Origin of the sequence: Polaribacter sp. L3A8, from assembly GCF_009796785.1 — a bacterium.
Classification (GTDB): domain Bacteria; phylum Bacteroidota; class Bacteroidia; order Flavobacteriales; family Flavobacteriaceae; genus Polaribacter.
Map to the genome: position 1 here is coordinate 1,975,075 of NZ_CP047026.1, position 12,424 is coordinate 1,987,498.

The 12,424-nt window shown below is 30.5% G+C and carries 11 protein-coding genes and 1 tRNA gene; 10 read left to right on the top strand and 2 right to left on the bottom strand.

Annotated elements, in window-relative coordinates; genetic code table 11:
* The first annotated feature begins 2 nt into the window (after positions 1 to 2).
* From GQR92_RS08170 to scpA, 7 genes are all read left to right on the top strand, one after another.
* Positions 3 to 1,310 carry a cryptochrome/photolyase family protein gene (locus GQR92_RS08170; protein ID WP_158838643.1) on the top strand — a complete coding sequence of 436 codons (1,308 nt, stop codon included), beginning with the start codon at positions 3 to 5 and terminating at the stop codon, positions 1,308 to 1,310.
* Between the two features lie 329 nt (positions 1,311 to 1,639).
* A tRNA-Thr gene (locus GQR92_RS08175) sits at positions 1,640 to 1,713 on the top strand.
* Positions 1,714 to 1,928: 215 nt separating this feature from the next.
* Positions 1,929 to 2,534: a uridine kinase gene (udk, locus tag GQR92_RS08180; protein ID WP_158838644.1), complete on the top strand. Its 606-nt coding sequence runs from the start codon at positions 1,929 to 1,931 to the stop codon at positions 2,532 to 2,534.
* 47 nt (positions 2,535 to 2,581) lie between these two features.
* Positions 2,582 to 2,857, top strand: coding sequence for an FtsB family cell division protein (locus GQR92_RS08185; protein WP_233270072.1), 276 nt, complete (start codon positions 2,582 to 2,584; stop codon positions 2,855 to 2,857).
* Positions 2,858 to 4,213, top strand: coding sequence for a methylmalonyl-CoA mutase subunit beta (locus tag GQR92_RS08190; protein WP_158838645.1), 1,356 nt, complete (start codon positions 2,858 to 2,860; stop codon positions 4,211 to 4,213). It begins immediately after the preceding gene.
* Positions 4,214 to 4,224: 11 nt separating this feature from the next.
* On the top strand, positions 4,225 to 4,557 hold the full coding sequence (locus tag GQR92_RS08195) for a hypothetical protein (protein ID WP_158838646.1): 333 nt from the start codon (positions 4,225 to 4,227) through the stop codon (positions 4,555 to 4,557).
* Entirely contained in the window at positions 4,550 to 6,613 is a 2,064-nt protein-coding gene (gene scpA, locus GQR92_RS08200) for a methylmalonyl-CoA mutase (RefSeq protein ID WP_158838647.1), read from the top strand. The genes GQR92_RS08195 and scpA overlap by 8 nt, the downstream gene beginning before the upstream one ends.
* Positions 6,614 to 6,623: 10 nt before the next feature.
* Here scpA and GQR92_RS08205 read toward each other — a convergent pair whose 3' ends face one another.
* Positions 6,624 to 6,953 carry a hypothetical protein gene (locus GQR92_RS08205; protein ID WP_158838648.1) on the bottom strand — a complete coding sequence of 110 codons (330 nt, stop codon included), beginning with the start codon at positions 6,951 to 6,953 and terminating at the stop codon, positions 6,624 to 6,626.
* Positions 6,954 to 7,121: 168 nt separating this feature from the next.
* On the opposite strand from GQR92_RS08205, the gene GQR92_RS08210 reads away from it, so the two are divergent.
* From GQR92_RS08210 to GQR92_RS08220, 3 genes are read left to right on the top strand one after another with little or no spacing between them, the layout of a single operon-like run.
* Positions 7,122 to 8,645, top strand: coding sequence for a GH3 family domain-containing protein (locus GQR92_RS08210; RefSeq protein ID WP_158838649.1), 1,524 nt, complete (start codon positions 7,122 to 7,124; stop codon positions 8,643 to 8,645).
* A 38-nt stretch (positions 8,646 to 8,683) separates the two neighbouring features.
* Positions 8,684 to 10,333 carry an acetolactate synthase large subunit gene (locus GQR92_RS08215; RefSeq protein ID WP_158838650.1) on the top strand — a complete coding sequence of 550 codons (1,650 nt, stop codon included), beginning with the start codon at positions 8,684 to 8,686 and terminating at the stop codon, positions 10,331 to 10,333.
* 4 nt (positions 10,334 to 10,337) lie between these two features.
* Entirely contained in the window at positions 10,338 to 11,705 is a 1,368-nt protein-coding gene (locus tag GQR92_RS08220; RefSeq protein WP_158838651.1) for an NAD-dependent succinate-semialdehyde dehydrogenase, read from the top strand.
* Positions 11,706 to 11,771: 66 nt separating this feature from the next.
* On the opposite strand, the gene GQR92_RS08225 is transcribed toward GQR92_RS08220, so the two are convergent.
* The gene (locus tag GQR92_RS08225) at positions 11,772 to 12,347 is read right to left on the bottom strand and encodes a hypothetical protein (RefSeq protein ID WP_158838652.1); all 576 of its coding nucleotides are present in this window, start codon (positions 12,345 to 12,347) and stop codon (positions 11,772 to 11,774) included.
* Positions 12,348 to 12,424 lie beyond the last annotated feature (77 nt).

Sequence of the window (12,424 nt, forward strand, 5' to 3'; positions counted from 1 at the left end):
AAATGAGTGAAAAAACAACTATTTTTTGGTTCAGAAGAGATTTACGGTTAGATGACAATTGTGGATTATTCCATGCACTAAAATCAGGTAAAAAAGTACTTCCAATTTTTATTTTTGATAAAGAGATTCTAAGTAAACTACAAAAAAATGATAGTCGTGTTTCATTTATTTATCAAGAAATCAAAAAAATCAATCTACAATTACTAGAAATAGGTAGCGCTTTAGAGGTGTATTATGGTAAAACAATTGATATTTACAATTCACTATCAGAAAAATATGCAATAGAAACTGTTTATACAAATCATGATTATGAACCTTATGCTATCAAAAGAGATTTAGAAGTTAAACAACTTCTAACATCAAAAAACATCAATTTTAAAACCTATAAAGACCAAGTAATCTTTGAAAGAAATGAAATTGTAAAAAAAGATGGAACGCCGTATAAAGTTTACACACCTTACTCAAAAAAATGGCTAGAAGCTTTTCATTTTAAAGGAATTCAATTGTATCCATCAGAAGAACATTTTGAAAATTTCAACAAAAGCAAAAAAAATCAATTATTAACCTTAAATGAGATTGGTTTTACAACATCTTCTATAAAGATAGCGTCTTATAACATTTCATCAGGGTTAATAGATCAATATGAAGAAACGAGAAATTTCCCTGCAAAAGATAGTACTTCAAAATTAGGTACACATTTGCGTTTCGGAACTGTTAGTATTCGTAAAATAGCCGATAAAGCTTCGAAAAGCAATGATATTACTTTCTTAAAGGAATTGATTTGGCGCGAATTTTTTATGCAAATTTTATGGCATTTTCCACATACCACTAAAGATAGTTTTAAACCGAAATACGATAGAATTCTATGGAGAAACAATGAAGATGAATTCGAAACTTGGTGTAAAGGAGAAACCGGTTATCCGTTAGTAGATGCAGGAATGAGGGAGTTAAACCAAACAGGTTTTATGCACAACAGAGTAAGGATGTTAGTAGGTAGCTTTCTTTGCAAACATTTATTAATAGACTGGAGATGGGGAGAAGCCTATTTTGCAGAAAAACTACACGATTATGAACAAGCTAGCAATATTGGTAATTGGCAATGGGTTGCAGGCACAGGTGTTGATGCAGCTCCTTATTTTAGAATTTTTAACCCTACAACTCAAATTCAAAAATTTGATAAAGATTTAAATTACATTAAAAAATGGGTTCCAGACTTTCAAGAACTCACCTATCCTGCACCAATAGTTGAACACAAACTTGCCAGAGAACGCTGTTTAGAAACTTATAAAAAAGCATTGGTAGATTTTTAGTTTACCTTAAAAAATCGGCTATTAATTAGAAATAGTTATGAAGTTTCATAAAAATAAAAATCATGAATAAAGTAGTTGAAAAAATTATTTTTAATCTAAATATATACAACGATATTCATTTAAACAGAAACCATAAACAACAAACGAAACAAGTTTGCGTTTTGTAAAGGTAACATGGAAAGATTATGATTAAACAATTTTTCTGTTTTATATAAATTATTCTTGTTTTAAAAGCTTCAAAATATATTTGAAGCTTTTTTATGAAAAAAAATGAAATTTTATTTGGTAGATACTAATAATTGCATTTAATTTGCGCTCTCAAAATAAAAGCCGATGTAGCTCAGCTGGCTAGAGCAGCTGATTTGTAATCAGCAGGTCGTGGGTTCGAGTCCCTCCATCGGCTCAAATTTTAAAAGTCTCAAAAAATATTTTTTGAGACTTTTTTTATGTGAAATATTAAATAAAACAAACTATTATTTTTTAAGATTTTTCGTTTTTTTAGGTTTCCTAAATTTTAACCGTTCATTTAAAAAAAGAACCTATTTAAGATTAAAAAAACCATAAATAATTGTAAAATCTTTATTATTTTAGACAATTAATTATCCTAATCATAATTATATGCTCATTATCGGAATTGCCGGAGGTACGGGAAGCGGAAAAACAACTGTTGTAAATCAAATTATTAAACAACTACCAACTAATGAAGTTTGTGTAATTTCACAAGATTCTTACTACAACGAAACGGTAAACATGTCTTATGAAGAAAGATCTAAAATTAATTTTGATCACCCAAGGGCTATTGATTTTGACTTAATTGTTAAACATTTAAAGAAATTAAAATCTGGTAAAACAATTGAACAACCTGTGTATTCTTTTGTAACACATAACAGAACAACAGATACCATAAAAACACACCCTAGAAAAGTAGTTATTGTTGAAGGAATTTTAATATTAAATAATGAAGCTTTAAGAGATTTGTTTGATATTAAAATATTTGTACATGCAGATACAGATGAACGATTAATTAGAAGAATTAGAAGAGATATTACAGAAAGAGGCAGAGATATTGATGAAGTTTTAAACAGATACCAAGACACTTTAAAACCGATGCACCTGCAATTTATAGAACCAACCAAAAATTTTGCCGATATTATTATACCCAATAACAAACACAATACAGTAGCTATTGATGTGGTAAGAACCGTAATTAATGATCGTTTATAATTATGATGTCTTTCAATAAATTCAAACAAAATAAAATAGTAAAAATTATGACAAATGCTTTTGTTATAATCTTAATCCCTTTTTTAATATGGATGTTTTTTATTGACGAAAACTCTTACTTAGTTCATAAAAAATTCGACAATGAAATAGAAAGTCTAGAGAGCACAATATCTTTCTACGAAAAGAAAATAGCAGAAGACAAAGCAACAATAAAAAAGCTAGGAGATTCGCTTCAACTAGAACGTTTTGCTAGAGAAAAGTATTTAATGAAAAAAGAAAATGAAGATATCTATTTAATAGAATTTGATACAATAAAAAAATAAATGAGTACTTCTCTTTTTGATGATTTTATAAAAACAACACCTGCTGCCTGGAAAAATAAAATTCAGGTAGATTTAAAAGGTGCAGATTATAATGAAACATTACTATGGAAAACTCAAGAAGGAATTGTTGTAAAGCCTTTTTACACAGCAGAAGACAGAACAAATATAAAGGTAGAAACACCAAAAAACGGATTTAATATCTGTCAAACAATATTTGTTGATGATGAAAAAATAGCAAATTCTTTAGCGATTGACGCCCTTAAAAGAGGCGCCAATTCTATTCAATTTACCGCAAACAAACCTTTCGATTACAAAAAATTACTACTTACAATAAATGTAAAAGAGATTTTCATTTATTTTCATTTCAATTTTTTAAATGACTCCTTTCAACTTAAAATATCAGAATTTATAAATTCTGATAAAACCTATTTTCAAACAGATGTTATTGGAAACTTAGCAGAAACAGGCAATTGGTTTTATAATTTAAAAGAAGATTTTATAAAGTTAGATAGAATTGTAAGTAAATCTAAAAATTGTATTTCGGTTTCGAGTGATTTATATCAAAATTGTGGCGCTAACATTACGCAGCAACTTGCCTACTCTTTAGCACATGCAAATGAGTATTTAAATAAATACGGAAGTACGGTTGCAGAAAAAATAAGTTTTTCTTTCTCTGTAGGAAGTAATTATTTTTTCGAAATTGCAAAATTAAGAGCATTTAGAATTTTATGGACAGCCCTTTTAGAAGAATATAATATAGCAGATTTAGAAGCTCACATTTTTGTACAACCAAGCTTAAGAAATAAAACCATCTATGATTATAATGTAAATTTATTAAGAACAACATCAGAATGTATGAGTGCAATTTTAGGTGGTTCAAACACTATCTCTAATATTTCTTATGATGCTGTTTATCATAAATCAAATGAATTTGGCGAACGTATTTCTAGAAATCAATTACTAATACTACAACAAGAAAGTTACCTACAAGAAGCGCAAGATTTTGCAGAAGGCTCTTATTATATAGAATCTATAACACAACAATTAGCTAACAACGCATTAGTTCTTTTTAAGCAAATTGAAAAAAGTGGTGGCTTTTTAAAATTATTAAAAGCAGGTACCATTCAGAAAAAAATTAAAGAAAATGCAAAAAAAGAAGAAATAGATTTCTTAAAAAAAGAAATCATACTTTTAGGAACAAATTTGCAACAAAACAAAGAAGATAAAATGCTGCAAGAATTAGTATTGTATCCTTTTGTTAAACAAAGAAATATAAAAACATTACTCCCTCCTTTAACTAGAAACCGACTTTCTGAATCGTTAGAAAAAGAAAGATTAGATTCTGAAAAATCATAAAAAAATAAAGTATGGATAAAAACAAAGAAATTCTTTTTAAACAAAAAAAACAGAATGAATTAAAATTAGAGGTGCAACAAATGAAAAATAAACTTCCAAAATATATCGTTGGTTTTATTTTTTTCGTAGCAGTTAGCCTTTATTTTTTAGAAGATAATTTTTTTCATTTCTTTGGTAACGGCGTTAACTTTGTAATGAGTGCTGTTGTGCTTTTGTGTTCATTTTTATTTTTATTCTTATTAAAAAGCTACATTACAATTAATAAAAAACAAAAAGAATCCAAAGACCTTGGTATTCAATTATACAACCTCATGAAACTAGAGGAAAATACCGTAGATGAGTAGAAAAGAACTACAACATATAACACTAAAAAACGCTAAAAAAACAACAAATCCTTCTTTTATACAAGAAGGATTTGTTGCTGGTATTGCTCCAAATTTAAGAGGTCCTTATGCAACAATGTATGTAAGAAAACCTTGGACTATTAGACAATATGCAGGTTTTTCTACTGCAGAAGAAAGCAATGCTTTTTATAGAAGAAATTTAGAAGCAGGTCAAAAAGGCTTATCTGTTGCTTTCGATTTAGCAACCCACAGAGGTTATGATTCTGATCATGAGCGCGTACAAGGAGATGTTGGTAAAGCAGGTGTAGCCATAGATTCTGTAGAAGATATGAAAATTTTATTTAACAAAATTCCGTTAGATAAAATGTCTGTTTCTATGACTATGAATGGTGCAGTTTTACCCATTTTAGCATTTTATATTGTGGCAGCAGAAGAACAAGGTGTTTCTTTAGATCTATTATCTGGTACGATTCAGAATGATATTCTAAAGGAATTTATGGTTAGAAACACCTATATTTATCCACCTACTCCATCAATGAAAATTATTGCTGATATTTTTAAATATACCAGTAAAAAAATGCCAAAATTTAATTCCATTTCTATTTCTGGTTATCACATGCAAGAAGCTGGTGCTACGGCAGAAATTGAATTGGCATATACATTGGCAGATGGGTTAGAATATCTAAAAAAAGGAATTGAAGCAGGAATGGAAATAGATTCTTTTGCACCAAGATTATCTTTCTTTTGGGCAATTGGCATGGATCATTTTACGGAGATTGCAAAACTACGAGCTGCAAGAATGTTGTGGGCAAAAATAGTAAAACAATTTAACCCTAAAAACCAAAAATCTTTAACACTAAGAACACACTGCCAAACAAGTGGTTGGTCTTTAACAGCACAAGATCCTTTTAATAATATTGCCAGAACAACTATTGAAGCAATGGCTGCTGCTTTTGGCGGCACGCAAAGTTTACACACCAATGCTTTAGATGAAGCAATTGCTTTACCTACAGATTTTTCTGCAAGAATTGCAAGAAATACACAAATATACTTACAACAAGAAACACATATTACAAAAACGGTAGATCCTTGGGCAGGAAGTTATCACCTAGAAAAACTAACAGAAGATATTGCCAACAAGGCTTGGGAGTTAATTACTGAAATTTCTGAATTAGGTGGCATGACAAAAGCCATTGAAAAAGGAATTCCTAAAATGCGAATTGAGGAAGCTGCAGCTATAAAACAAGCAAAAATAGATAACGAAAAAGACATTATTGTTGGGGTTAATAAATATCAATTAAAAAAAGAAGATCCATTACATCTTTTAGAAGTTGATAATGAAGCTGTCCGTAATTCTCAAATTGAAAGATTAAATCTATTAAAAGCAACTAGAAACAATACAGAGGTTAATAAATCTTTAATAGCTTTAACGAATGCTGCTACATCTGGTGAAGAAAACTTGTTAAAACTAGCTGTAATAGCTGCTAAAAACAGAGCTACTTTAGGTGAAATTTCTGATGCGCTAGAAGTAGTTTTCGGAAGACATAAAGCGGTTAATAAAACAATTTCTGGTGTGTATAGCAAAGAAATAAAAGACAATAAACTTTTTAAGCAAGCAGCAGAATTAACAGACAAATTTGCAGAATTAGAAGGAAGGCGTCCAAGAATTATGATTTCTAAACTAGGGCAAGATGGTCATGACAGAGGCGCAAAAGTAGTAGCAACAGGTTATGCCGATTTAGGTTTTGATGTAGATATTGGCCCGTTATTTCAAACACCAAAAGAAGCAACAAAGCAAGCAATAGAAAATGATGTTCATATTTTAGGCATCTCTTCTTTAGCTGCTGGTCATAAAACATTAGTTCCGCAGGTTATAGCAGAACTAAAAAAATATGGACGAGAAGATATAATGGTTATTGTTGGTGGTGTAATACCGCCTAATGATTATCAATTTTTACTAGATGCTGGTGCTGCTGGTATTTTTGGCACTGGAACTAAAATAGCTCAAGCTGCCATTGACTTATTAACCCTTTTAATTGATGGTGTTACTGAATAAAAAACACCTTTTACATAAATACATTTTCTTTATTTGAAACATTTTCTTTTGGAATTTTATTAAAGAATTCTGCTGCTTCGGTGCTCGATGCTCCTCCATAAGAAGCTAAAAAAGTACCTTTAGCATCATCTTTTGTTACAACGACATATAATATAGACATATCTGCTGGATTACTCATTCCTTCAAAACGATGTTCTGCTACAATAAAAATTCCAGTAGGCTTGTACTTACTTTTTGTATTGTTATCAATTAGCGCTCCATCTACCACTCTATAATTATTGGTATACCCTTTTTCTTGGTATTTTTTTATTATTTCTAATTCATTTTTATCGTTATTCATTTTATATATAATTTAGGTTCATCACAAAATAAAAGAAATTACATAGAAAAAAGTACTGCAAATCATTTAGATTTTAACTCAAATCAAAAACTCTAATGGACTCTTTTTTCCACGATACGAGTTAATCTAATAGCAATACAATCTTGATCTTTGTAAAAAACATAAACTATGGCAATCTTAGGAAATATTATAAAAGGAATTATCAATTTAACTGATACACTTTCATCAGAAACAAACCACGTAGAAGCTCAAAAAGAAGTTTTACAAAACCTACTTGAAACAGCCAAAGAAACTCAATTTGGTGAAGCTTATAATTTTGAATCCATTCTTTTAAGCGATGATATACAAACCTCTTTTGCAGATGAAGTTCCTTATTTCGATTATAACTCAATCAACAAAAAATGGTGGTATAAAATTCATAATGGTGAAGAAAATGTAACTTGGGTCGGAAGTCCATCTTATTTTGCTTTAAGCTCTGGTACCACAGGTAAAAAGAGTAAAAGAATTCCAGTTACGGATGAAATGATTGCTGCCATAAAAAGTTCTGGAATAAAACAAGTTACTTCTTTAAATAACTTTGATTTACCTGTAGATTTCTTCGAGAAAGATATTATGATGTTAGGAAGCTCTACAGATTTAGATGAAAAAGACGATCACTTTGAGGGAGAGATAAGTGGAATTAGCGCTAGTAATATTCCTTTTTGGTTTAAAGGTTATTACAAACCCGGAGAAGAAATTGCCAAGATTGAAAATTGGGACGAGCGAGTGCAACACATTGCAGAAAATGCTAAATCATGGGATATTGGTGCTTTAAGCGGAATACCTTCGTGGATAGAGTTAATGATGCAGAGAGTTATTGAGTTTCATCAATTAGAAAACATTCATGAAATCTGGCCAAATCTTCAAGTGTACACTTCCGGTGGTGTTGCTTTTGGTCCTTATGAAAAAAGTTTTAAAGCATTATTAGGAAAACCCGTTACGGTTATAGACACTTATTTGGCTTCCGAAGGATATATTGCTACACAAGTAAGACCAGAAACCGATGCAATGCAGTTAAACACCGAGAATGGTATTTATTTTGAATTTGTTCCTATGAATCCAGATTACATAAATGAGGATGGATCTATCAAACAAAATGCACCTTCTTTAACTTTAGAACAGGTTGAAACAGACACCGATTACATTTTAATTATAAGTACCGTGAGTGGAGCTTGGCGTTATTTAATAGGTGATACCATTAAATTTACAGATGTAGAAAAGGCTGAAATTAAGATTACAGGACGTACTAAATTCTTCTTAAATACTGTTGGATCTCAATTATCAGTTAATAAAATGGATGATGCTATTAAGCATTTAGAAGAAAAATTATCCACAAAAATTACAGAATATACTATTTGTGCAAAACGATTTGAAGATGGTGAGTTTTATCATTCTTGGTATTTAGGTTCTGAAATGATGGATGATAATAACAAAATTGCAACTACTTTAGATGACTTTCTAAAAGAAGCAAATAATAATTACAAAGTTGCTAGAAGTAAAGCATTAAAAGGTGTCAAGGTTACCGTAATTCCTGTTGAAACATTTCATGACTGGAATGACAATAACAAGAAAAAAGGTGGACAAGTAAAAATGGAACGTGTAATGAAAGAAGAAAAGTTTTCCGAATGGGAAAAGTTTGTTCACAAAGCATAATTCATAAAAAACTAAAATTAACTTTTAAACTTACTAAAATGAAAACTTCAGATATTATTATAAAATCTTTAGAGAATGAAGGCGTAGAATATATTTTTGGCTTACCTGGCGAAGAAAATTTAGACCTTTTAGAATCCATCAGGAAATCTGATAAAATAAAATTAATACTTACCAGACACGAACAAGGAGCGGGCTTTATGGCAGCAACTTATGGCAGACTTACAGGAAAACCTGGAGTTTGCATGTCTACATTAGGCCCTGGTGCAACCAATTTAATGACGCCTACAGCTTATGCACAATTGGGCGCAATGCCAATGGTAGTGCTTACAGGACAAAAACCAATAAAAGAAAGCAAACAAGGTAAATTTCAAATTGTAGACATTTTAGAGATGATGCAACCACTTACAAAGTTTTCTAAACAAATAACCTATGGTAAAAATGCAAGTGCAATCATTAGAGAAGCCTTTAGAGTTTCTCAAGAAGAAAGACCAGGTGCTGTGCATATAGAAATTCCGGAAGACGTATGTAAAGAAATCGTTGAGAATCCGCAATATTTTAATGTAAATAGCGCTAAAATCCCATCAGCAAATACAAGTTCCATCTTAGAAGCAAAAGAGATGATTCTTTCAGCCAAAAAACCTTTATTATTAATTGGCGCTGGAGCAAATAGAAAAAGAGCCAGTGAAGCTTTAACTAATTTCGTAGATCAATTAGGAATTCCTTTTTTTAACACACAAATGGGGAAAGGAATTATTGACGAAAGGAATCCGCTTTATTTAGGAACTGCTGCACTATCTTCAAACGATTTTTTACATGAAGCCATAGAAGCTGCAGATTTAATTATAAATGTTGGTCATGATACTATAGAAAAACCTCCATTTGTTATGAATCCTGATGACAAAAGAAAAGTGATTCATATTAACTTTTTTGCTGCAGAAGTTCATGAGGTTTATTTTCCACAGTTAAATGTAATTGGAGATATTGCAACAAGTATTCATCAATTAACAAAAGAGTTAAAATCGAATGCGAAAAAATGGAATCTTGACTTTTTCTTAAAAGTGAAAGACAATGTATTATGTCATCTCTCTAAATACAAAGATGACAATCGCTTTCCAATGCTACCACAACGTTTGGTAGAAATTACAAGAAACATTTTACCAAAAGATGGAATTGTAACGCTAGACAACGGAATTTATAAAATTTGGTTTGCTAGAAACTACCCTGCTTATGCTCAAAACACTTTACTACTAGACAACGCTTTGGCAACAATGGGCGCAGGTTTTCCTTCAGCAATGATGGCAAAAGAATTACACCCCCATAAAAAAGTTATTTCTATTAACGGTGATGGTGGTTTTATGATGAATTCTCAGGAATTAGAAACTGCCGTTCGAATGGATTTAGATTTGGTTATTATTATTTTGAATGATAACGCTTACGGAATGATAGAATGGAAACAAGAAGGAGAAGGATTCCCTAAATTTGGACTAGAATATAAAAACCCAGATTTTGTAAAATATGCAGAAAGTTTTGGAGCTATTGGACACAGGCCTACATCCGGATCAGAGTTCGAAGAAACTTTAACAAAAACATTAAATTTAAAAGGAGTACATGTAATTGATTTAGCTGTAGATTATTCATTAAATCATGAAATATTAAATGTATTACTAAGTGAAAATTCTAAAAAATAAAATTATGAAAACAATCACCACTATAAACCCTGCCACAGAGGAGGAAATTACAACTTATAACAGAATTTCAGAAAAAACAACAAAAGAAAAAGTTGCAAAAGCAAGCGATGCTTATAAATCTTGGAAAAAAACAAGTTTAGAAGAACGATCTAAGTTGATGCACAAACTGGCTGATATCTTTGATAATAACAAAGAGAAATACGCACAATTGGCTACCCAAGAAATGGGAAAAGTAATTGAACAATCTCGTAAAGAAATAGAAAAATGTGCTTTAATCTGTAGGTATTATGCAGATAACATCACGGAATTATTAGCCGATAAAATAGTAGAAACAGAAGCAAGTAAAAGTTATGTAACGTTTCAGCCCTTAGGAGTTACTTTAGCTATAATGCCATGGAATTTCCCTTTTTACCAAGTTATTCGTTTTGCCACACCAGCAGTAATGACAGGAAATACAGGTGTTTTAAAACACGCGTCTAACGTACAAGGTTGTGCCTTTGCTTTAGAAGAAGCCTTTGCAGAAGCTGGTTTTCCCGAAGGAGTTTTTACAAACTTAAATGTAGCGTCAGATGCTATAGAAGCAATTATAGAAGATAATAATATTGTTGCTGTAACCTTAACAGGAAGTGAACCAGCAGGACGTTCTGTTGCTAAAACTGCAGGAGAAAACTTAAAAAAGACCGTTTTAGAATTAGGTGGAAGTGATGCCTACATCGTTCTGGAAGATGTAGATTTAGAAAAAGCTACAGATTTAGCTACTTTTGGTCGATTACAAAATAACGGACAAACGTGTATTGCTGCTAAACGCTTTATTGTTTTAGAAGAAATTTATGATGATTTCTTAAAGCTATTCACAAAAAAAATGAAGGCTGCAAAAATGGGTGCTCCAACAGACAAAGATGTTTATTACGGACCAATGGCACGTATAGATTTACGCAACGAAATTGATGAGCAAGTACAACAAACCATTAAGCAAGGTGGTAATTTAATTTTAGGAGGAAAAATTCCTGATAGAAAAGGAGCTTATTATCCTGCAACAATTTTAGCAGATCTAAAACCTGGTATGACGGCTTTTGATGAAGAACTTTTTGGACCTGTAGCTTCTGTTATTAAAGCAAAAAATGAAGAGGAAGCTATTGAACTTGCAAATAATTCTACTTTTGGTTTGGGTTCTGGTGTACTTACGGCTAATTCTAAAAGAGGAGAAAAAATTGCTTTGCAATTAGAAGCAGGAAATAGCTTTGTAAATAAACTAGTTACTTCAGATCCAAGATTACCTTTTGGTGGTATTAAAAATAGTGGTTATGGTAGGGAGCTTTCTAGTTACGGAATTAGAGAATTTGTAAACACAAAGTCTATTTGGATAGATTAGTTTTTTTAAAATTTAGTAAAAACCATCACAAATTAGTGATGGTTTTTACTTTTACCTTTAGAATACTTATTTTATATTCTCTAAATTTTCTTCTAATTTATTTCGATCATCCACTAAAACCATAATTTCTTCTGGAGACAAATAGTATCTTTTAATACGATTTTTATATGCTTCTGAAATATCAGCATGATTTAAAATAAAATTCTTTGTTTTTATAATATACGATTCCATTTTGTGTTTTATAGCAAAACCATCAGCAGCTCTTTCTGCTGAAATAATATGCTTTTCTGAAAATAAATACTTAAGTCCAAACCAAATTAAGTTTAACTTACTCCTATTTTGATAATCCATAATATGCCCTAATTCATGACCAATCCATCCTATAAAAACATCTCTAGGAATATCTCTTGTAGAAAATTCTTTATCAGAAATTTTAAATTTCTCGCTAATTAAAATTAAAAACTGTCTATTTTTTTTAGGCTTAAAAAAACTATTAAAAGTGGGTCTTGCTTGCATAGTAGACTTTTTAATATTTTTTTTAAATTTAAACTGAATAGGTATCTTTTTTAACTGTGGATAATAATTTAATGCTGTTTCTACTTCATCTTTTATGATATTAGGAATTACATGATATTTAGACATAAATTTTATGATTTTTTTAAAACTTTAATATATAAATATACCTATATCTAGAAGTTCATTTGTGCTTTTATGCTTAA

What these genes read in the sequence shown, in the direction of transcription:
- GQR92_RS08225 (WP_158838652.1), bottom strand. Translation starts at nt 12,347, where the DNA reads ATGTCTAAATATCATGTAATTCCTAATATCATAAAAGATGAAGTAGAA.
- GQR92_RS08210 (WP_158838649.1), top strand. Translation starts at nt 7,122, where the DNA reads ATGGCAATCTTAGGAAATATTATAAAAGGAATTATCAATTTAACTGAT.
- GQR92_RS08195 (WP_158838646.1), top strand. Translation starts at nt 4,225, where the DNA reads ATGGATAAAAACAAAGAAATTCTTTTTAAACAAAAAAAACAGAATGAA.
- GQR92_RS08170 (WP_158838643.1), top strand. Translation starts at nt 3, where the DNA reads ATGAGTGAAAAAACAACTATTTTTTGGTTCAGAAGAGATTTACGGTTA.
- scpA (WP_158838647.1), top strand. Translation starts at nt 4,550, where the DNA reads ATGAGTAGAAAAGAACTACAACATATAACACTAAAAAACGCTAAAAAA.
- GQR92_RS08205 (WP_158838648.1), bottom strand. Translation starts at nt 6,953, where the DNA reads ATGAATAACGATAAAAATGAATTAGAAATAATAAAAAAATACCAAGAA.
- GQR92_RS08215 (WP_158838650.1), top strand. Translation starts at nt 8,684, where the DNA reads ATGAAAACTTCAGATATTATTATAAAATCTTTAGAGAATGAAGGCGTA.
- udk (WP_158838644.1), top strand. Translation starts at nt 1,929, where the DNA reads ATGCTCATTATCGGAATTGCCGGAGGTACGGGAAGCGGAAAAACAACT.
- GQR92_RS08185 (WP_233270072.1), top strand. Translation starts at nt 2,582, where the DNA reads ATGACAAATGCTTTTGTTATAATCTTAATCCCTTTTTTAATATGGATG.
- GQR92_RS08190 (WP_158838645.1), top strand. Translation starts at nt 2,858, where the DNA reads ATGAGTACTTCTCTTTTTGATGATTTTATAAAAACAACACCTGCTGCC.
- GQR92_RS08220 (WP_158838651.1), top strand. Translation starts at nt 10,338, where the DNA reads ATGAAAACAATCACCACTATAAACCCTGCCACAGAGGAGGAAATTACA.